We start from the raw sequence: 21396 nt of genomic DNA, 5'->3' as shown, positions 1-21396 counted from the left end.
ATGATGATTTTGACTGATAAAAAACCACGTGTGAATGTTGAAGGGATTTTGACTGCGGATGAAATCCATGAAATTGAACATCACATTGGTCATTACCCATACCCACGTGCAGCTTCATTGGATGCATTGAAGTGTGTACAACGCCGTAACGGTTGGGTAGATGATGCACAAATGAATGCAATTGCACAATTATTGACAATCAGTGTGGCAGATTTGGAAGGTGTAGCAACGTTCTATAATCGTATCTACCGCCAACCTGTTGGGCGTCATGTCATTTTATTGTGTGATTCAATTGCTTGCTTCTTGATGGGGGCGGAAACGCTTGCAGAAGCGTTTCAACGTGAGTTGGGTATCCAGTACGGACAAACTACAGCAGATGGTCGTTTTACCTTGCTCCCAATTTGCTGTTTAGGCAATTGTGACAAAGGTCCAACGTTAATGATTGATGAAGATACTCACGGTTTAGTGGACGTATCATCAGTTAAACAGTTATTGGAGAAGTATGTATGAATACTGAACCAAAACCAATTTATGGCGACGGTAATCCAGAAACTCATCCGCTGACTTGGCGTTTGAGTAAGCAAGATGCGGTACGCAATGCTGATGATTACGAAGCACTTGAGGGTTATGCAGGCTTTAAAAAAGCACTCAGCATGCCGCCAAAAGATGTCCTTGAAATCATCAAAGCTGCGACAGTTAAAGGTCGTGGTGGTGCAGGTTTCCCTGCGGGTATTAAATGGTCATTGATGGCGCCAAATGATAATTCTGGTCCTCGTTATTTGATCTGTAATGCCGATGAAATGGAGCCAGGTACCTTCAAAGACCGTTTGTTGATGGAAAAACTTCCTCATCAATTGATCGAAGGGATGTTGATTGCAGGTTATACCTTAGAAGCAACGCATGGTTATATCTTCATTCGTGGTGAATATATCGAAGCTGCTCAATACTTAAATGAAGCATTAGAGCAAATCCGTGCCAAAGGTTACTTAGGTGAAAATATCCTCGGTACGGGCTGGAACTTTGAAATGCATGTTCACACAGGTGCAGGTCGTTATATCTGTGGTGAAGAAACCGCATTGATTAACTCACTTGAAGGTCGCCGTGCCAATCCGCGTACTAAACCACCATTCCCACAAGTTGCGGGTGCATGGGGTCGTCCGACGATTGTTAACAACGTTGAAACCTACAATAACTTGCCTGCGATTATGTTGCGTGGACCTGAATGGTACATCAACTTGTCTGCACACAAGTCTAAAGATCCTGGAACTAAAATTTACGGTGCATCAGGTAAGGTGAAGTTCCCTGGGCTTTGGGAATTGCCATTTGGTACAACAGCGCGTGAAGTAATTGAAGATCATGCGGGTGGTATGCGTGATGGTTTAACACTGAAAGCATGGTTACCGGGCGGTGCATCAACAGATTTCTTAGCTGCTGAACATATTGACTTGCCAATGGATGCTGAAAGCATTATGAAGGCAGGTTCTCGTTTAGGAACATGTTTGTTGATGGTGGTAGATGAAACGCAATGTATGGTTTCAGCGACCCGTAATCTAGAAGAATTCTTTGCGCGTGAGTCTTGTGGTTTCTGCACACCATGTCGTGATGGTTTACCGTGGGCTGTTAAAGCACTGAAAGCACTCGAAAATGGTGAAGGGAAGATGGAGGATATTCAACATCTATCTGAACTTACTAAAAAATTGTGGATTGGTAAGACTTTCTGTGCCCACGCACCTGGTGCGATGGAGCCACTGATGGGCGCATTAAAATATTTCCGTCATGAGTTTGAAGCAAAGGTAAGTGCCCATGCAGCAACTCGTGATGTAGAACAGGTTTAAGGAATTCGACTATGGCTACAATTCATGTCGATGGAAAATCGTATGAAGTCAACGGCTCAGAAAACTTGCTACAAGCATGTCTTAGCCTTGGCATCGATATCCCGTATTTTTGTTGGCACCCATCCTTAGGTTCTGTTGGTTCTTGTCGTCAATGTGCGGTAACTCAATACGCGAATCCTGAGGACACACGTGGGCGTTTGGTGATGTCTTGTATGACACCTGCCGCTGACAATACTTATATTTCGATCGAAGATAAAGAAGCAACAGAGTTTCGTGCATCGATTGTTGAATTCTTGATGACGAACCACCCACATGACTGTCCAGTTTGTGAAGAAGGTGGTCACTGTCATTTACAAGATATGACGGTGATGACACAGCATGATCGTCGTCGCTATCGCTTTACTAAACGTACCCATCATAACCAAGAGTTAGGTTCGTTTATTGCGCATGAGATGAACCGTTGTATCGCATGTTATCGTTGTGTGCGTTACTACAAAGACTATGCAGGCGGTACAGACTTTGGTGTGTACGCCAATGCTTCACGTGTTTACTTTGGTCGTCCAGAATCAGGTACTTTAGAATCAGAATTCTCTGGTAACTTGACAGAAGTCTGCCCAACAGGTGTGTTTACTGATAAGACACATTCAGCACGTTATAACCGTAAGTGGGACATGCAGTATGCGCCAAGTGTCTGTTTTGGTTGCTCTTCTGGCTGTAACATTTCTCCGGGTGAGCGTTATGGCGAAATCCGTCGTGTTGAAAACCGTTTTAATGGTTCAGTCAATCAATACTTCCTTTGTGATAAAGGTCGTTTTGGTACGGGTTATGTCAATCGTGAAGATCGTCCACGTCAACCTCAATTCCGTAATGGTGAAACTGTAGCAACCGTGAGTGTTGATCAAGCTCTTGATCAAGTGATTGCGCAGCTTAAAGGTAAGAAAGTTTTAGGTATTGGTTCTCCTCGCGCAAGCTTGGAATCAAACTACGCACTTCGCCAACTTGTTGGTCAAGATAACTATTCAACAGGTATGTCTCAAAAAGAGCAGAACTTGGTTGAGTTAGCTGCTTCAATCATGCAAACACAGGGTATCTATAACCCAAACATGCGTGAAATTGAAAGCTATGATGCCGTGTTGATCTTGGGTGAGGACTTAACGCAAACTGCGCCACGTATGGCTTTGTCGGTTCGCCAAGCTGCGAAAAATAAAGCGAAAGAAATGGCTGCTAAAACGCGTACACCTGACTGGTTGGCAGAACCTGTACAACGTATTGGTCAAGAAGCGAAGTCACCGATTTATATCCTTGCTGCGACACAAACGCGTTTAGCGGATGTGGCAACAGGTGAGGTCGTTGCATCTCCAAATGATATTGCACGTTTAGGTTTTGCGGTTGCTGCTGCAGTTAAAGGTGAAACAGTATCTGGTCTTGACGATGATGCTAAAGCATTTGCACAAACCATTGCTGATACCTTAAAAGTTGCGAAAAAGCCATTGATTATCTCTGGTACCAGCTTACAAGATCCAGCAATCATGGAAGCTGCTGCACAAGTTGCGCAGAATCTAGGTGAAAATGCGGGCTTATCATTGACAGTTCCTGAAGTGAACTCAATGGGCTTAGCATTATTGGGTGGCTTAAGCTTAGAACAAGCGTTTGCACAAGATTATGATGCAGTGGTTGTAGTTGAAAATGACTTAACTCGTCGTATCCCAGTTGCTCAAGTCAAAGCTGCATTGGATAAAGCTGAAACTGTGATTGTATTGGATCACAGCGAAACTGAAACCTTGAAACTTGCAGATATTGTTCTTTCTGCTGCAAGTTTTGCGGAAGGTGACGGAACTGTAGTCAGTCAAGAAGGACGTGCACAACGCTTCTATCAAGTGTATGACCCAAGCTACTACAAGCCTGAATATGCAATCAAAGAATCTTGGCGTTGGTTACATGCCGTTGAGACAGGTCTTAAAGGCAAAGCTGTAGATTGGACACTTCTTGATGATGTGATTGATGACATCGTGAAAAATGTTCCTGTGCTTGAAGCGATTCAAGATGTTGCACCGGATGCGGGCTATCGTATTCACGGTTTGAAGATTGCACGTGAACCACGTCGTTATTCTGGTCGTACTGCAATGCGTGCGCCGTTATCGGTTCACGAACCGAAACAACCGACTGATCCTGACTCGGCATTAACCTTCTCGATGGAAGGTTATGTGGGGAATCAGACAGCATCTTCACTGGTACCTTTCGCATGGTCTGCGGGCTGGAACTCACCACAAGCTTGGAACAAATACCAGGATGAAGTGGGTGGTCACTTAAAAGGTGGTGATTCAGGTGTTCGTTTATTCGATCGTTTAGCCAAGCGTCCAGCACGTAGCTATGTTGCACCGACAGCAGTTGTTGTGAATCCTGAAAGTTTCCGTCTCGTACCAATGCACCATATTTTTGGTTCTGGTGAGTTCACGATTAAAACGCCTGCGATGGAATCTCGTATTCCTGAAGCGATGTTTGCAGTGGCTGAACAAGATGCGACACGTTTAAATGTTCAAGATGGTCAACGTATTACGATTAAAGCGGGTGAGACCAGTATTAGCTTACCTGTACAAGTGATCGAATATTTACCAACGGGTTATATTGGTTATCCAATTGGTTTAGCACCAACGGTTTCATTGGCTGAGCCTGTGTCTGTGGCAGTAGGAGTGTAATTCATGAATCAAGAATTTATACGTCAAACGCCACTTTGGGCTGAGCAATGGCCAATCGCTTATTCAGTGATTCAAGCGATTGTTATTCTGCTGGTTGTGGTGTTGATTGCGGCATTGATGTCGTTTATTGAACGTCGTCTTTTAGCACTCTGGCAAGATCGCTATGGTCCAAACCGTGTTGGTCCAGGTGGTATGTTCCAGATCGTTGCCGACATGCTCAAGATCATGTTTAAAGAAGACTGGACACCAAAGTTTGCAGATAAGTTAACTTTCCGTTTAGCACCAGCAGTTGCGATGGCAACTGCGGTTCTTTCATTCATGGTCATTCCTGTGAGTCCGATGTTGGGCGTAGCAGATATGAGTATCGGTTTATTGTTCTTTATGGCAATGGCGGGTATTGCAGTCTATGCCGTGTTATTTGGTGGTTGGGCATCGAACAACAAATACTCATTATTAGGCGGTTTACGTTCTGCGGCTCAAACCATTTCTTATGAAGTGTTCTTGGGTATCTCGTTGATGGGTGTGGTTGCGATTGCAGGCTCATTTAACCTTCGTGAAATCGTTGAAGCACAACGTGATATGTGGTTCATCATTCCACAATTCTTAGGTTTCTTGATCTTTGTGGTTGCAGGCGTTGCGGTGACGCATCGTCATCCATTTGACCAACCTGAAGCCGAGCAAGAATTGGCTGAGGGTTACCATGTTGAATATGGTGGGATGAAGTGGGGGATGTTCTTCGTTGCTGAATATGTCAATGTGGTGCTGATCTCTGCTTTGATCGTGACTTTATTCTTCGGTGGATGGCTTGCACCATTTAACTTAGAAATTCCATTTGTTCCACCAGTATTCTGGTTCATTATCAAAACAGCATTCTTTGTGATGATGTTTGTCTTGGCTCGTGGCTCGTTAATGCGTCCGCGTTATGACCAAGTAATGAATTTTGGTTGGAAAGTTTGTTTGCCATTGGCGTTGGTCAACTTGTTAGTGACTGGTGCTGTGATTCTGATGAATCAGGCCTAGGACAGCAGGGAGTACAAAATGTATAAAATTCTAGCTGGATTCGGATCGATTGTACGTTCGTTGTGGATGGTGTTTAGCCATGTAACGCGTAAACGTGACACGATTTTATATCCAGAAGTACCAGCAGAACAAATTGTGCCTCCACGCTTTCGTGGTCGTATTGTATTGACGCGTGATCCAGATGGTGAAGAGCGTTGTGTAGCATGTAACTTATGTGCGGTTGCATGTCCTGTGGGCTGTATTTCATTACAAAAAGCGGAAAAAGAAGATGGACGTTGGTATCCAGAATTTTTCCGTATTAACTTCTCTCGCTGCATCTTCTGCGGTATGTGTGAAGAAGCTTGCCCAACAACTGCGATCCAGATGACACCTGATTTTGAACTTGCAGAATATGTACGTCAGGATTTGGTGTATGAGAAAGAAAACTTGCTCATTTCTGGTACAGGTAAATATCCAGACTATAACTTCTACCGCGTGACTGGTATGGCTGTGACAGGTAAAGACAAAGGTCAAGCGCAAAAAGAAAGTGCGCCAGTTGATGTACGGAGCTTATTACCATGATGTGGCCATTTTATTTGATGGCTCTTGTGGCCATTGTTTCAACCATCCGTGTTGTGACGAATACAAATCCTGTGCATGCACTATTGAGCTTAATCGTATCCTTACTTGCTGTGGCGGGTATTTTCATGATCGTGGGTGCGCCATTTGCAGGCGCACTTGAAATCATCGTTTATGCCGGTGCGATCATGGTCTTATTCGTCTTCGTGGTCATGATGCTAAATCTCGGACAGGACACTGTAGAACAAGAAAGCAAGTGGTTGACTTCTGATGCATGGGCATTCCCAGCGCTCATGAGCTTTCTTATGGGCTTGATTCTCGTCTGGATGCTTGGCAGTGATTACACCGCTTCAGGTGCAGTGATGGGGCGTGAAATTGTTGGTCCAAAAGCAGTAGGGCAGGCTTTATTTACGCATTATCTATTATTGGTTGAAGTTGCCGCTTTGTTATTGCTTGCAGCATTGGTTGCAGCATTCCATTTAGGTAAACGTGAACCAGGTGCAGAAGAGGAAAAAGAATAATGGGACACATTCCTTTAGAACATGGTTTGATTGTCGCGACCATTCTTTTTGCACTGGGTTTTTACGGTGTGATGGTGCGACGCAACCTATTATTTATGTTAATGAGTCTTGAAGTCATGATGAATGCTGCTGCGTTAGCATTTGTTTTGGCTGGTAGTGTCTGGGCACAACCAGATGGTCAGGTCATGTTTATCTTGATTTTGACTCTTGCTGCGGCAGAGGCTTGTATCGGTCTTGCGATCGTCCTTCAGTTCTATCATCGCTTCCATCATTTGGATGTAGATGCTGCTAGTGAGATGCGCGGATGAGTACTTTATATTTAACCATTTTATTTCCGCTCATTGGTTTTATCCTTTTAGCAGCGGGTCGTAATAAACTTTCTGAAAATGTTGCAGCGATTATTGGTGTTGGTTCAGTTGGTTTATCTGCTGTATTTGCATTAATTGCAGGATTGGCATTTACCAATAGCGGTGATACCGTTTTCGTTCAGCATTTATGGACATGGTTTAATGTCGGTGGTTTCGCACCGGGTATTAGCTTACAGCTAGATGGTCTTTCTCTCATTATGATGGGAATGGTGACTGGGGTCGGCTTTCTGATTCATATCTTCGCATCTTGGTATATGCGTGGTGAAGAAGATTACGCCCGTTTCTTCTCTTACTTTAACCTATTTGTTGCCAGCATGTTGTTGTTGGTATTGGGCGATAACTTGGCGTTATTGTTCTTGGGGTGGGAAGGTGTAGGTCTGTGCTCTTACTTACTGATTGGTTTCTACTACTCAAATCCTGCAAATGGTTGGGCAGCAATCAAGGCATTTACAGTAACACGTGTAGGTGATGTATTTTTACTCATCGCATTGTTCTTGCTCTATCAACAATTTGGTACTTTGAATACTCAGTACATTGTTGAAAATGCAGCAACTGTAATGACACAAAGCTCATCATTGTCGATCTGGACAGCATTGATGTTGTTCTTGGGCGCGGCAGGTAAATCAGCACAAATTCCATTACAAACTTGGTTAGCAGATGCGATGGCTGGTCCGACACCAGTATCGGCATTGATCCACGCTGCAACGATGGTTACAGCGGGTGTGTACTTATGCTGCCGTATGTTCTCTGTAATGGAGATGGCACCAGAAGTAATGCAATTCATTTCCATTACAGGTGCTGTGACGTTATTGGTTGCTGGTTTTGCTGCATTAGTTCAAACCGATATCAAACGTATCTTGGCTTACTCAACCATGAGTCAGCTCGGTTATATGTTTATGGCAGTGGGTGCTGAAGCGTACCAAGCTGGTTTGTTCCATATGTTGACTCACGCATTCTTTAAAGCGTTATTGTTCTTGTCTTCAGGTGCTGTCATTTTGGCGTACCATCATGAACAAAACATTTTCAAGATGGGTGGTCTATTCAAGCATAACAAATTCTTATTTGCTTGCTTCGCGATTGGTGGCGGTGCCTTAGCTGCGATTCCATTCTTGACCGTTGGCTTCTTCTCGAAAGATGCGATCTTGTGGCAAGTTTGGGCGCATGGTCATACTACAGGTATTGAAACCTTCGGTACGTTGTTCTGGGTTGGTGTTGCTGGTGCTTTCTTAACCTCTATCTATACCTTCCGTTTAATTTGGATCGTATTCTTTGGTGAAGAAAAGACGGCATATCATCCAATCAAAGGTGCAACTTACTGGGCTCCACTTGCGATTCTTGCTGTACTTTCAACAGGTGTTGGTGCGTTATTACAAGCGCCAGTTATCGGCATTTTAAATCAAGCAGGTATCCCTGCGTTTGTTATGACTGATGCTTTAGCACATTTACAACATGGTGTTGAATTAAAAGCAGTTGGTATTGCATTGGCTGGCTTGGCCGTTGGTATTTTCCTGTTTGCTTTTGCTTATGGTGCTGTCAAGTCGTTTGCTCAAAGTTCTTTGGGTGCAGGTTTAGCGCATATCTGCCGTACAGCATTTGGTTTTGATGCTTTATATGACATCGTGTTTGTAAAACCATATTTGTTTATTGCAAAAATCTTAGGTCGTGATCCTGTTGATGGTTTATGGTTAGTATTGCCTGCGATTGTGAAGGGCGGTAATAGCTTTACAAGCGCACGTCAAACAGGTTCATTGCGTGAATACGCATCAAGCATGTCACTCGGTATCGTGGTGTTGTTGATGATCTTGATCGTGATTCAGGTTGTGGGGAAATAAAATGGAAAACAATTTAATTTTACCCGCACTGATTTTAGTTCCTTTCATTGCTGGTTTCATTTGTTGGTTGGTTGATAAATTCGACCAACAATTACCGCGTTGGATTGCCTTAATTGGTATGCTCATCACCTTTGGTTTGGGTATAGCTCTCTGGCAAAATGGTACTTTCAGCTACAGTATGGGTGGCCAAACGCCATCATGGGCTGCAGAGTTTTATCTTCCTTGGATTCAAACCTTAGGTATTAGCATTCACCTTGCAGTAGATGGTTTATCACTACTGATGGTGTTATTAACAGCGTTACTTGGTGTGCTTGCTGTAGGTTGCTCTTGGGGTGAGATTCAAAAGAATGTTGGTTTCTTCCACTTAAACCTCCTTTGGAGTTTAGGTGGGGTGATCGGTGTATTCTTAGCGATTGACTTGTTCTTATTCTTCTTCTTCTGGGAGATGATGCTCGTACCAATCTATTTCTTGATTGCGTTATGGGGGCATAAAGGTTCGAATGGTCGTTCGCGTGTTTACGCTGCAACTAAGTTCTTCTTATATACCCAAATTGCCGGTTTAATTATGTTGATCGGTATCCTAGGCCTTGTGGTTTATGGATACATGATGACAGGCATGATTGGTTTTGATTATAACTACCTTATGGCTGTAGCACATCGTTTACCGCCTGAAGTGGCATACGCCTTCATGTTATGTTTCTTCATTGGTTTTGCTGTGAAATTGCCAGTATTCCCATTACACGGTTGGTTACCTGATGCACATGCGCAAGCACCAACAGCGGGTTCGGTGGATTTAGCAGGTATTTTGATTAAAACAGCGGCTTATGGTTTGCTTCGTTTTGTCATTCCATTCTTCCCAGCAGCATCGGCACAGTTTGCTGATTTTGCAATTATTCTGGGTTTGATTGGTATTTTCTACGGTGCATTCCTTGCATACCAGCAAACTGATATGAAACGTTTACTTGCGTATACGTCTATTTCGCACATGGGTTTCATTTTACTTGCGATTTATGCAGGTAATATTCTGACTTTCCAAGGCTTGATGATCATGATGTTGGCACATGGTTTATCATCTGCTGCATTGTTCATTATGTCTGGTCAAGTTTATGAGCGTTTACATACCCGTGATTTACGTTTGATGGGTGGTCTTCGTGGTCAACTGCAATACTTGCCATTCTTCTTAATGTTCTTTGTTGCAGCACTTGTTGGTGTACCAGGTCTAGGTAACTTTATTGGTGAGTTCCTAATCTTGATGGGTTCATTCAATACCTATCCGACTTTCACTATCATTGCCGCTGTGAGCTTGGTATTTGCTGGTCTATATGGTTTGATTCTGATTCATAAAGCACTTTTTGGTGTACCGAATCCAGAACAGCAGCAGCACTATACCAGTCCTCTAAAAGATCTATCTGCTCGTGAAGTTAGTATTTTAATGCTATGCGCAGTTGGTTTGGTTTGGTTAGGTATTTACCCTCAAACATTCTTGGATGTTTCACAATCAAGTATGCAGTGGATTGTAAATAGTTATATGCCAGTACAAGAAGTTGTTGAAGTCGTTCAACAGACAGCAACTCAACTTGAACATGTGGAGATGCAATAAATCATGAACTTCACACTTTCTTTTTCTGAGCTTATGCCACTGGCACCCGTAATGATTGTCGCATTGACTGCAATCGTTGTGATGTTGTTGATTGCGATCAAGCGAAACCACAATTTAATTGCGACAACTTCGGTTGTCGGTTTAAACCTTGCTGCAATTTTAATTGCGTATACCATGTTTACTGGAAGTTTTGCTCCAGTAAATGTGATGGGCATGTTTATGGTTGATCCATTTACCATGCTCTATCAATTCTTGATTTTGATTGCTGCTTTAGCATGTTGCACGTTGTCTCATGCCTATATTGAGACCTATAAAGACAATCGTGAAGAGCTTTATATCTTGTTGCTATCTTCAGTCGCTGGTGCGATGCTGATGGTGGCTAGTTCACATTATGCAGCTTTCTTTATCAGCCTTGAACTCATGTCTATTCCGATTTATGGCATGTTGGCTTATACCTATCAACGTAGTCATTCTTTGGAAGCTGGTATTAAATATCTTGTGCTTTCAGCAACAGCATCTGCGATGTTGTTGATGGGTATAGCATATATCTATGCTTATACTGGCTCGTTATCATTCTATGATTCAGTACAGAATTTATTCGCTGTAATTGATCAACCGATGGTGTTATTGGGCCTAGCATTAATTATCTTTGCTGTGGCATTCAAACTTTCTCTTGCACCTTTCCATAAATGGACGCCAGATGTGTATGCAGGTGCACCAGCACCAATGGCAACTTTCTTGGCAACTGCTGCGAAGGTGGCAACAGTTGGTTTATTTGTTCGTTACTTGTTGACTTCAGGGGCAATTTTAGAGCAATCACTGGTTACGATTTTGACAATTCTTGCAGTATTGTCGATCGTGGTGGGTAACTTGCTTGCAGTGCGTCAAGTTAATTTGAAACGTATCTTGGGTTATTCATCGATTGCACACTTTGGTTATTTATTGATTGCTTTAATCAGTATGACCTATGCGAGTTTGGGTAGTGTGAGTGTCTATGTCATTACTTATGTATTGACGACCATCGGCGCATTTGGTGCAGTTGCATTGATGTCGAGTCCTTATAACAACGTCGATGAAGCACAAAGTCTTGCCGACTATCGTGGTTTATTCTGGCGTCGTCCAATTTTGACTGCAACATTAACCGTAATGATGTTGTCTCTTGCTGGTATTCCATTAACTGCTGGCTTTATCGGTAAGTTCTTGGTGGTGTTGGCAGCAGTCACAACTCAACATTGGTTCCTTGCAGCGATGATCGTTGTGGGTAGTGGTATTGGTTTATATTATTACCTTCGTGTGATGGTTGTCATGTATATGACACCACCAGATGTACCTCGTATTGATGCTGACGCACATTGGGGAACTAAGGTCGGTGGTATCATGGTACTTGGTGCTGCATTATTAGTCTTATTCTTGGGGGTGTACCCGGATCCGATGATTAACTTAGCATTGAAAGCAGAAATTCTGTCTCCATTGCATTTTATGATGTCGCAACAGCACTAATGGTCTGATTTGTACAAAAAAGCCTCCAAAATTGGGGGCTTTTTTATTGAATAGTAAAAAAACACTTTATAATAGTCGAAGATTTATATTAGCTAGGTACTTACTCGTGTCGATCCAAGAAATTCGTCATCCGCTTATTCGCCATAAACTTGGTTTATTACGTCGTTCAGACATCAGCACCAAGAACTTTCGTGAATTGGCACAAGAGGTCACAATGTTATTGACCTATGAGGCGACAAAGGATTTACCCGTTGTTGATCATGAAATTGATGGGTGGGCAGGGAAAGTTGCTACACAGCGCATTGCTGGAAAGAAAATTACCATTGTTCCAATTTTGCGTGCAGGCATTGGTATGCTTGAAGGTGTTTTAAATCTGATTCCAAGTGCTAAAGTCAGTGTATTGGGTTTAGAGCGAGATGAAGAAACTCTAGAAGTGCGTACCTATTACAAGAAACTCGTTCCTGATGTTGCAAATCGTTTGGCCATGATTATCGATCCTATGCTTGCAACTGGGAATTCGTTGATTGCTGCGATTGATGTTTTGAAAGCAAGTGGCTGTAAAGATATTCGTGTGATGGTTTTGGTTGCAGCACCTGAGGGTATTGCTAAAGTTGAAGCAGCCCATCCTGATGTACGTCTTTATACAGCTTCAATTGATCAGGGGTTGAATGAGGAAGGCTATATCGTTCCAGGTTTAGGAGATGCTGGCGATAAGATTTTTGGTAGTGTCCAAAAAGATTAAGCATTAAAATTATTATAAAAAGAGACTGGATGACATCATAAATTTTATGAGAGGTCTAAAGTCTCTTTTTATTTTCTATATACTATGGGCAATGGCTTGGTAAAGTAGGGGTAAATGTGATGAAACAAGATTTCTATCAAGGAAAAGTGAAGCAATATAATCCTGATAAAGGATTCGGTTTTATTGGTACAACTGAGGGTGATGTCTTTTTTCATATTTCAGATTTCCCGTCAGCAGAAGGTGAACCGAAACGAAATGAAAAAGTGAAGTTTGCTGTGGTCGAAAACCAAGGCAAATTTAAAGCGGTACAAATTGAGCGTGTTGACCCTAACCCTGCAAAAACCAAGAAAACTAAAATAGCGAATCATAATAAAGCAATTACAAGCGAACTATTATCAAATTTTCGACGTTAAATAATTTTATTGATGGAATGGTGAAGATCAGGTTTAAACCTGATCTTCACAGAATTGTAAAAAGGCTTTTAAACCTGGTCCCTGATACTTTTGACGATGCACGAGCATGTAAAGAGGACGTGTTAACGCCCAGTAGGGTGTGTCTAGAATGACTAATTGTCCTTTTTCCTGTAAAGGTTCAATGGCCAATCGAGAAACACAGGTCATACCTAAACCACCTGCAACAATTTTTAAAATTGCTTCATTGTGACCCAATGTTAAGCGAATATTTGCATCAGGTAGGTCTTGTAAAATTGCATTGTCGAATACTTCACGGGTACCAGAACCTTCTTCACGTAAGATCCATTCAACATCTAGAAAATCGGTTGCTGTGATTGGACGATTTAACTGTGCAAGAGGGTGATCGGGCGCACAACAAACAGCAAGTTCATCATTACGCCAATGGATGCATTGGAGCTGTGGGAGATGACAAGAGCCTTCAATTAAGGCTAAATCAAGTTGAAATTGATTGACGGCTTCGATCATCTGGCGTGTGTTACCAACTTGTAGTTGTAGATGAGCTTGAGGATGAAGCTGTAAAAAATCAGCCATCAGATCAGGCATCAAATAGTCACTAATCGTTAAGGTTGCACCTAAACGTAGATCAATACTTTGAAGCTCACCCTTTGCCGCTTGTTCGAAGGACTCACAGCGTCCTAAAATTTCTAAAGCCTGAGGAAGTAAGAATCTACCCAAATCATTGAGTTGTAATCGTTTACCCAAACGATCAAATAATGGTGCACCAAGACCATCTTCTAAATCAGCTAAAGCCATACTTGCCGCACTTTGTGTAAGTCGGACAGCATCACTCGCTTTGGTAACAGTTCCTTCTTGAGCGACCGCCACGAAAACAGCCAGTTGGCGTAATGTCATGCGCATGTTAAAAGCCTTAACGTGTTGAGAGCCTATATTTAGGAGACTCTAGAGTATTTATAAATAATCAGATCATGCTACCATGAGCGCACTGTTTCGTGCCACGTTCAAATCATGTCAATTGAAAAATTTAGCGTAGAAAAAGTTTTATCGGTTCATCGTTGGACCAATACTCTATTTAGTTTTACTATGACCCGTCCAGCCCATTTTAAATTTACCGCAGGTCAGTTTGCGCGTATTGGTTTAATGGTGGATGGTGAATTGGTGGTTCGTGCTTATTCAGTTGTGTCATCACCATTTGATGAAACCTTAGAGTTCTTTTCAATTGTTGTCCCTGAAGGCGCATTTACCTCAAACTTACAGCATCTAAAAGTAGGTGATGAGCTCTATCTTGAAAAGATATCTTATGGTTATTTAACACTTGCACGTTATCAGCAACCATTACCAAAAGATTTGTGGTTATTGGCTACGGGTACGGGGTTAGCACCATTTTTATCGATGTTGCAAGATTTTGAAACGTGGAATAAATATCAGCATATCAATCTCGTTTATAGTGTTCGTACCGCTTCAGAATTGGCGTATGTTGAACGTATTCAGGAGATTGCAGCAACCTTTGGTGAAGGGCATTTGGGTTTTCAGTTTGTACCTATTATTACACGTGATCCAAACGCTAAATTGCATGATCGATTACCGATTTTAATTGCCAATGGTCAGCTCGAAAAAGTTGTTGGATTGGAATTTAATCCAGAAAGTAGCCATGTCATGTTATGTGGCAATCCGCAAATGGTTGATGATACTAAAGAAGCATTAAAACAGCGTGGACTAACCATGAATCGTCGTGGAGAGGGGAATATTGCGGTTGAGAATTATTGGTAACCAACCGAGAAAAATAAGTTGAATAGGATATGTGTTAATGAACAAGCATATCCATAAATTCACGAATTTCTTGAATTGCGGTATCGATGTCAGTGGTTAACCATGTCGGTTCAAACACACCTGTATAATGGGCTAAACGGTCCTGCGGTACCACAAGCCTGATTGGGCAGTCTTCTTCAAGTAAGCGCCAAGGTACAATTGGAACTTCATTATCTAAAAAAGGTTGCACATTCCGTATGTCAATAATCATGGCATTGATGCAATCAGGTAAAGGCATGACAGAAAATTCATCAGTGCGACGACGGAAATACTCCAAATCACCCCATTTTAGGATATAGCTCGGCTTATTGAATTCAATAATACCAATCAAATGCTCATCACGAGTGTGATGCAAAAAACATTGATGGCTAACATCAGTGTCCAATTCAAGAGAAACGCTTTGTTGGCTGTAGGACATAAAGCTGAACAGTGTAAAAATGAAGGCGGGTATTATAGCTTATTTTATAGTATTGCTAAAGCGCCTATATTTTATACAAAGTATGTTGAAATAAAAAGTGTAATTCTGCAATCAAGGCAACGATAGTCCGTATCTTCTTCACACAATGCTACATTCAGTATTGTTAATATAAAGCTGAATAGTAAAAAGGATGAGGGCTGCTATCATGCATGATTTTAGTAAGCCACAGCCTCATGTGGCGAGTAAAGAAGAAATTACCAAAAAGAGAAGATTGCCAGTTTATATCTTGATTATCGTGGGAATCTTTTTGATTGCACTGCTTGTATTTATGGTTGCTGATCATTCGGCAAAACCAACTGCCCAAGTGATTATGTCACATTTGCAGTCGGTAATTTTAAATGCATAAGCAGTCATTTATAGACCAAATTGACTTAAAAAAAAGCCTATTGGTGTGAATCAATAGGCTTTTTTGCAATATTTTGCGGATTTTTTGTTGTATTAGTGATGCGATTCATTGATTGGAAAATAGACAAAAATTAAGGTGAAAGCATCCATAAATTGTGCGCTTGCACGTAGGGCGATCATGAGTGGATCGTACAAGATGTAAAACATGACATGACATAAGGATAACAACATGAATGATTTTTTTAGAGATCCCTCCCAACGTGGAGGATTTGATGCAATGTATTACTGGGATCAGTTCCAGCCTATTTTAGCTGCAATCGTTATTCTCTTAGTAGGCTGGATTGTAGCATTGGTCATTGCTGCTGGTGTAAAGAAGTTGCTACAAAAGCTAGATACCAATAATCGATTATCTTCTGCAACAGGACACACTTCTAATATTGAAAGCCTAGTATCCAAACTGGTGTTCTGGTTTGTGATGATTCTAGCGGTTGTCGGCGCTTTGAATATTCTCAACATTAGTGGTGTGAGTGATCCTTTTAGCAATATGGTGGGCCGCGTTCTTGCTTATATACCAAATCTCTTGGCTGCGGTTGCTGTTGGATTCGTTGGTTGGATTGTTGCTCGTTTAGTGCAAGCAGGTTTGACCAAAGTGCTTGCAAAGACGGATTGGGATGAAAAGCTGAGCAGTGAGGTGGGTGTGAGCTCACTGAGTAGTAATATTGGTGAGATCTTTTACTGGCTCGTATTATTGTTGTTTTTACCGATTGTACTTTCGATTCTGGGCTTAACTGGCCTGTTGATTCCTGTACAGAATATGGTAAATGATGCGATTTCATATTTACCAAATCTATTTATTGCGGGTGTAATCATCTTTGTTGGTTATATTCTGGCAAAAATTGTACGCGGTATCGTGGAAGGTTTGAGCAATAGTCTTGGCTTACAAGCACAAGCACAAAAAGTTGGATTGTTTAAAAATTCAAATGTTTCTAGATTCTTAGGTTCATTTGTTTTTGCCATCATCATCATTACTAGTTTGATTGTTGCTTTTGAAGCATTGGGCATAGAAGCTATTTCACAACCTGCTACTGCAATGTTGAATGACATTATGCTTGCGATACCACAAATCATTGCCGCAGCATTGATTTTAATCGTAGCTTATGTGGTTTCTCGTTTCGTTGGACGTTTAGTCGCTGAACTGATTTCTGGGGCAGGTGTTGATGAAGTTCCAATGAAGCTGGATTTACAGCGCTTCCTTGGTCAAACACGTGTGTCTGATATTATTGGATATTTGATCGTATTCTTCACAATGCTATTTGCAGTTTCTGAAGCTGCAAATCGACTTGGTCTGGAGCAAGTGAGCGTTCTGATTGCGATGTTCATCCAATTCGGTGCAAGTATTTTGTTAGGTGCTGTGATCCTTGTGATCGGTTTCTGGCTTGCAAATGTGGTTGCGAACGTTGTACAACGTGGTGAATACAACAGCTCTCGTTGGTTAGGTAATTTAGTTCGTATCCTCATTATGGGCTTAGTGATCGCAATGGGGTTAAAAGCAATGGGTATTGCTGACTCGATTGTAAACTTGGCGTTTGGTTTAACTTTAGGTTCAGTTGCAGTTGCATTTGCTTTGGCGTTTGGTCTAGGTGGTCGTCAACCTGCTGAGCGTTTGCTGACTGATTTGCTTGATAAAGCAAAAAATGAAGCAAAACAACCAAATCCTTTACATCAAGAGCAACAAAAGCCCGTAAATCCAGCGAGTCCAACTCCGCCAACTTCACCAAATTCTGATGAATAGAAAAAATAATCTTTGATTTTTTCAGTCAATTCGACCACTCTAACAGGGTGGTCGTTTTGTTTATATCTGTGCTATTGGTCTTTATCATAGAGAGGAAACAGAACATTTCTACACTATGATGAATGCTTTCAATCAAAAAAATGACCTAAAAAGCAATTCATTTATATATAAGGTCTGTTTATATTTCACCTTACGAGCGATAGTTCACATTGAAATATAAAACCCCTAACATCAATCGTCTCTAAATAAAAAATCGATAGGAGAATGAAGTGAAGAGGCCAAATCGTGTATTCGCACCTATTATCATTGCTGGGATTACTGTTGGGTTCTTAGCGAGTGCTTATAAATTTGTATTTGCCAAAGCAAATAATGAAAAACAACAGTCACGGTCAAATACTCAAAAAAATTCAGCTTCAGATGACGCCAAAGTGGATGAACGCTGATAAATCTACTGCTTTAAGTTGTAATCGTATTTGGCTCAGTCATGCTTTGCACAAATGAGGATTATACAAATTGCGCTGCGGCTTGTGCTGACGACCATGCCCATTGAAAGTTATATCCTCCTAGATGTCCTGTAACATCCAAGACTTCACCAATAAAATATAAGCCTTTTTGTTTTTTACTCTCCATGGTTTTTGAGGAGATTTCGGTTGTGTCGACACCACCGAGCGTGACCTCTGCGGTGCGATAACCTTCAGTGCCTGATGGTTTGACTGTAAATGTATGTAGTTGGGTGGCGATGTATTCGAGTTGAGCGTCGCTGATATTTCCAATTGCAATTTCACTATGTTCGGCCCAAATGAGTTGCTGTAATTCGAGAACAATGCTTTTGGCTGTGAACTCACTGAGCAACGTTCTGAGTAGAACTTTCGGTTGTGCTTTTTTCTTATCTTTGAAAAATTGACTAAAATCTTGGCTTGGAAAGAAATCAATTTTAAAACTTTCACCGACATGCCAATAGTTAGAAAGTTGTAATGAACTTGGCCCACTTAAGCCACGATGGGTAAATAACAAGGCCTCAGTAAATTGATGACGATCATTCATGAGTGTGGCATCTAAAGCATTGCCACTCAGTCGGGTTGTGACTTCTTTGAAATGATCAGAAAAGGTAAATGGAACGAGGCCTGCACGGGTCGGGAACACATGATGTCCAAATTGTTTGGCAAGCTCATAACCAAAACCTGAACCGCCTAAGGTTGGAATCGATAAGCCGCCTGTGGCAACCACCAAAGATTCACAGTGATATGTGCCTTGATTGGTCTCAATGATAAAACCTGTATCTGCTTTTGATTGAACGTGCTCAACTTCACAATGGGTATGGATCTGAACACGCTTTGCTTTATCACATTCTGAAAGTAACAACTCAAGAATTTCTTTAGAGCCTTTCAGCGTGAAGAGCTGACCATGTTTACGTTCTTCGTATTCAATTCCGTATTCACAGACTAAACCAATAAAGTCCCAGTTGGTGTAGCGGGTGAGTGCTGAAATCACGAAATGCGGATTTTCTGAAAGATAGTTGGATGGCTCTACATCAAGATTAGTAAAGTTACATTTACCGCCACCAGACATTAAAATCTTTTTGCCTACCTTATTGGCTTTTTCGAGAACCACAACTGAACGTCCACGTTTACCTGCTTCAGCAGCCAACATCAAGCCAGATGCGCCAGCACCTAAAACAACAACATCAACTTGATGAACCATGGACATTACTCGATCGACGAAAAGCGGGCAATTATAAAAGATTTATGCAGTATTTAATATGTTTTCAGTTTTCCTTGTAGTCCGCCAGTATGAATCGCCAAAATACGGGTATCAGTAGGAAAATGATATTGCTGCATTAAATCAAACAATCCCATCATCATTTTAGCAGTATAGACCTGCTCTAAAGGGATTGCATATTTCTGCTCAAACTCCTGCATAAATTGCAGCAATTTAGGTGTGGTTTTGGCATAGCCACCACAACAATAAGCATCGGTTAAAGACCAATTTTGCTTATCCGTCCATTGTTGAATTTCTGATTTGAGGAAATCACCTTTGAGTGCAGAAAATCCTAAAACCTGTTGCTGATCTGAACTGTTTTCAATCAGTCCTGCGATTGTGCCACCAGTCCCTACAGCACAACAAATGACATCATAATTTTCTCGATCCTCCACAGACAATATTTCTTTTGTCCCTTGTATTGCAAGCTCATTGGTGCCACCTTCAGGGATGATAAAAGCCTGTGGAAAATGTTGTCTTAATTGTTGTAAATACTCAGCTTCATGGCGTAGGCGATATTCAGCTCGACTAACAAAATGCAGTTGCATACCAAAATCTTGTGCTGTTTGTAGCGTTGAATTTAATATTTGAGACGCGAGTTCTTCACCTCGAATTATGCCTATACTTTGAAAGCCAAAACATTGGGCCGCATACGCCGTTGCTGCGATATGATTGGAGTAAGCTCCACCAAAAGTGAGCACTTGCTTATAGCCTTGTTGATGGGCTGCACGTAAGTTGTATTTCAGTTTAAAAAATTTATTGCCTGAAATTTGAGGATGAATCAGGTCAAGTCGTTTTACCGTCAGTTGAACTGGATAAGGCTGGTCCAATGTTTGATAGGGTGTAGGAAAAGCAATGTGATCAAACATTTTGGTCAGTTAAAAATGGATTTGATCACATTGTAAATGGATTTGATTGAGAATGTCAGTATGGCTTAAGAATCGGTATCCACGGATGTCACCACGGACATACCTGGACGTAAATTTTCGATACCTTCTTGATCAGGATCAATTGCAATACGAACGGCAATTCGTTGAACCACTTTTGTGAAATTACCTGTTGCATTATCAGGTTTCAATACACTGAATTCTGATCCAGCTGCAGGAGAGATTTGTTCAACACGCCCTGTAAATTTTTGATGTTTCATGGCATCAACAGTGAAAGAAGCTTTCTGACCTATTTTCATATTGGCAATCCGTGTTTCTTTAAAGTTAGCGATCACCCATGTTTGTTGTGGAATCAAATAAAGTAATTGTGAACCTGCGGCAACATATTGACCAACACGAGGATTCACTTCACCGAGTTGACCGTCCAGTGGCGCGACTATAGTGCTGTAATCTTTGGTGGTATTGGCTTGATCCAGTTGTGCTTGCGCGCTGTTGACCTGTGCTTTTAAACCTGCTTCTGCCACTTGTGCTGTTTTTAAAGCCTCTTGTGCTACTAGAATGTTGGCTTGGGCTTGTTTGAGTAACGCAAGATTGTTTTGTGCATCGGCTGCGGCCTTATCTTGCTCAGATTTGGATGCCGCACCACTATTGCCCAATTGTTGATAACGTTTTAGTTGTGCCATGGATAAATCATATTGAGCTTTGACCTGATCTAGCTTGGCTTGTGCCGCCACGACATCGGCTTGGCGTTGTGCAATGGCTTGAGTTTGATTGGCAAGGCTATTTTGAGCTTGTTCTACACCTGAAACCGCTTGAGTAACTTTTTGATCATAGGTTGTTGCATCGATATGCATCAACACTTGACCTCGTTTCACATGATCAAAATCTTTGACCAGTACATCTTTGATATAACCATTGATTTGTGAGGACAATATCGTGGTTTTCCCTTTGATATAACTGTTGTCTGTCTGCTCAATCGCTGTATGAAAGGGACCAATTTTCCATGCCCATAAGATGATGGTAATACCTACCAATAAAACCAACAGCATCCACCATAAGGTTGAACGCTTGGTTTTGATCAACTTACTTGTTGGCGGAGGCGGTGGTGGCGCCTCAGTAGTTTGTATAGCGTTGTTAGACTGAGGTGATGTTTCAGCATTGGTTGCTGGATTTTCCTGAGTCTGTTTTTCGGTATTATCTTTGGTTTCTTCTGCCATAATATTT

General features: G+C 41.6%; 21 protein-coding genes. 16 read left to right on the top strand and 5 right to left on the bottom strand.

Features of this window, described 5'->3' with window-relative positions; translation table 11 throughout:
- The 12 genes from nuoE to F2A31_RS12015 all read left to right on the top strand — a co-directional run bounded on the left by nuoE (window position 1) and on the right by F2A31_RS12015 (window position 13085).
- A complete protein-coding gene (nuoE, locus tag F2A31_RS12070) occupies window positions 1-510 on the top strand; it encodes an NADH-quinone oxidoreductase subunit NuoE (RefSeq protein WP_004638051.1) in 510 nt (169 codons plus the stop codon).
- On the top strand, window positions 507-1835 hold the full coding sequence (gene nuoF, locus F2A31_RS12065; RefSeq protein ID WP_150026575.1) for an NADH-quinone oxidoreductase subunit NuoF: 1329 nt from the start codon (window positions 507-509) through the stop codon (window positions 1833-1835). The genes nuoE and nuoF overlap by 4 nt, the downstream gene beginning before the upstream one ends.
- Before the next feature lie 11 nt (window positions 1836-1846).
- On the top strand, window positions 1847-4531 hold the full coding sequence (nuoG, locus tag F2A31_RS12060) for an NADH-quinone oxidoreductase subunit NuoG (protein WP_150026574.1): 2685 nt from the start codon (window positions 1847-1849) through the stop codon (window positions 4529-4531).
- A gap of 3 nt (window positions 4532-4534) precedes the next feature.
- Window positions 4535-5551, top strand: a complete 1017-nt coding sequence (gene nuoH, locus F2A31_RS12055; RefSeq protein ID WP_130162088.1) for an NADH-quinone oxidoreductase subunit NuoH — start codon at window positions 4535-4537, stop codon at window positions 5549-5551.
- Window positions 5552-5569: 18 nt separating this feature from the next.
- Window positions 5570-6112 carry an NADH-quinone oxidoreductase subunit NuoI gene (nuoI, locus tag F2A31_RS12050; protein ID WP_150026573.1) on the top strand — a complete coding sequence of 181 codons (543 nt, stop codon included), beginning with the start codon at window positions 5570-5572 and terminating at the stop codon, window positions 6110-6112.
- Window positions 6112-6630: an NADH-quinone oxidoreductase subunit J gene (gene nuoJ / locus F2A31_RS12045; protein WP_171490672.1), complete on the top strand. Its 519-nt coding sequence runs from the start codon at window positions 6112-6114 to the stop codon at window positions 6628-6630. Before nuoI ends, nuoJ begins: the two co-directional genes overlap by 1 nt.
- A complete protein-coding gene (gene nuoK / locus F2A31_RS12040; RefSeq protein WP_004638057.1) occupies window positions 6630-6938 on the top strand; it encodes an NADH-quinone oxidoreductase subunit NuoK in 309 nt (102 codons plus the stop codon). The genes nuoJ and nuoK overlap by 1 nt, the downstream gene beginning before the upstream one ends.
- Window positions 6935-8830, top strand: a complete 1896-nt coding sequence (nuoL, locus tag F2A31_RS12035; protein WP_008941871.1) for an NADH-quinone oxidoreductase subunit L — start codon at window positions 6935-6937, stop codon at window positions 8828-8830. Before nuoK ends, nuoL begins: the two co-directional genes overlap by 4 nt.
- Window position 8831: 1 nt before the next feature.
- Window positions 8832-10430 (top strand): NADH-quinone oxidoreductase subunit M, encoded by a 1599-nt coding sequence (gene nuoM / locus F2A31_RS12030; RefSeq protein WP_075316075.1) that lies wholly within the window; start codon window positions 8832-8834, stop codon window positions 10428-10430.
- 3 nt (window positions 10431-10433) lie between these two features.
- Window positions 10434-11930, top strand: coding sequence for an NADH-quinone oxidoreductase subunit NuoN (nuoN, locus tag F2A31_RS12025; RefSeq protein ID WP_150026571.1), 1497 nt, complete (start codon window positions 10434-10436; stop codon window positions 11928-11930).
- 106 nt (window positions 11931-12036) lie between these two features.
- Window positions 12037-12672, top strand: a complete 636-nt coding sequence (upp, locus tag F2A31_RS12020; protein ID WP_150026570.1) for a uracil phosphoribosyltransferase — start codon at window positions 12037-12039, stop codon at window positions 12670-12672.
- A 119-nt stretch (window positions 12673-12791) separates the two neighbouring features.
- A complete protein-coding gene (locus F2A31_RS12015) occupies window positions 12792-13085 on the top strand; it encodes a cold shock domain-containing protein (RefSeq protein ID WP_004638062.1) in 294 nt (97 codons plus the stop codon).
- 33 nt (window positions 13086-13118) lie between these two features.
- On the opposite strand, the gene gigC is transcribed toward F2A31_RS12015, so the two are convergent.
- Entirely contained in the window at window positions 13119-14003 is an 885-nt protein-coding gene (gene gigC, locus F2A31_RS12010) for a LysR family transcriptional regulator GigC (protein ID WP_004638064.1), read from the bottom strand.
- A gap of 108 nt (window positions 14004-14111) precedes the next feature.
- Between gigC and F2A31_RS12005 the strand changes: the two genes are divergently transcribed.
- Window positions 14112-14873: a ferredoxin--NADP reductase gene (locus F2A31_RS12005; RefSeq protein WP_150026569.1), complete on the top strand. Its 762-nt coding sequence runs from the start codon at window positions 14112-14114 to the stop codon at window positions 14871-14873.
- Between the two features lie 34 nt (window positions 14874-14907).
- On the opposite strand, the gene F2A31_RS12000 is transcribed toward F2A31_RS12005, so the two are convergent.
- Entirely contained in the window at window positions 14908-15330 is a 423-nt protein-coding gene (locus F2A31_RS12000; RefSeq protein ID WP_150026568.1) for a hypothetical protein, read from the bottom strand.
- Window positions 15331-15535: 205 nt separating this feature from the next.
- Between F2A31_RS12000 and F2A31_RS11995 the strand changes: the two genes are divergently transcribed.
- The 3 genes from F2A31_RS11995 (at window position 15536) to F2A31_RS15835 (ending at window position 17970) form a co-directional block, all read left to right on the top strand.
- Window positions 15536-15736 (top strand): hypothetical protein, encoded by a 201-nt coding sequence (locus F2A31_RS11995; RefSeq protein WP_005081354.1) that lies wholly within the window; start codon window positions 15536-15538, stop codon window positions 15734-15736.
- Window positions 15737-15964: 228 nt separating this feature from the next.
- Window positions 15965-17527, top strand: coding sequence for a mechanosensitive ion channel (locus tag F2A31_RS11990; RefSeq protein WP_150026567.1), 1563 nt, complete (start codon window positions 15965-15967; stop codon window positions 17525-17527).
- Between the two features lie 269 nt (window positions 17528-17796).
- Window positions 17797-17970 (top strand): hypothetical protein, encoded by a 174-nt coding sequence (locus F2A31_RS15835; RefSeq protein ID WP_171490601.1) that lies wholly within the window; start codon window positions 17797-17799, stop codon window positions 17968-17970.
- Window positions 17971-18031: 61 nt separating this feature from the next.
- Here the strand turns inward: F2A31_RS15835 and F2A31_RS11985 are convergent, their stop codons facing one another.
- The 3 genes from F2A31_RS11985 to F2A31_RS11975 form a co-directional block, all read right to left on the bottom strand.
- Window positions 18032-19234, bottom strand: coding sequence for a BaiN/RdsA family NAD(P)/FAD-dependent oxidoreductase (locus tag F2A31_RS11985; protein ID WP_171490600.1), 1203 nt, complete (start codon window positions 19232-19234; stop codon window positions 18032-18034).
- A 47-nt stretch (window positions 19235-19281) separates the two neighbouring features.
- Complete coding sequence (locus F2A31_RS11980; RefSeq protein WP_150026565.1) at window positions 19282-20154, bottom strand: 1-aminocyclopropane-1-carboxylate deaminase/D-cysteine desulfhydrase; 873 nt, start codon at window positions 20152-20154, stop codon at window positions 19282-19284.
- Window positions 20155-20219: 65 nt separating this feature from the next.
- Window positions 20220-21389: an HlyD family secretion protein gene (locus tag F2A31_RS11975; protein ID WP_150026564.1), complete on the bottom strand. Its 1170-nt coding sequence runs from the start codon at window positions 21387-21389 to the stop codon at window positions 20220-20222.
- Window positions 21390-21396 lie beyond the last annotated feature (7 nt).

The sequence above is a fragment of the Acinetobacter suaedae genome (assembly GCF_008630915.1).
GTDB lineage: Bacteria > Pseudomonadota > Gammaproteobacteria > Pseudomonadales > Moraxellaceae > Acinetobacter > Acinetobacter suaedae.
This window is presented reverse-complemented; position numbering and strand designations above follow the sequence as displayed.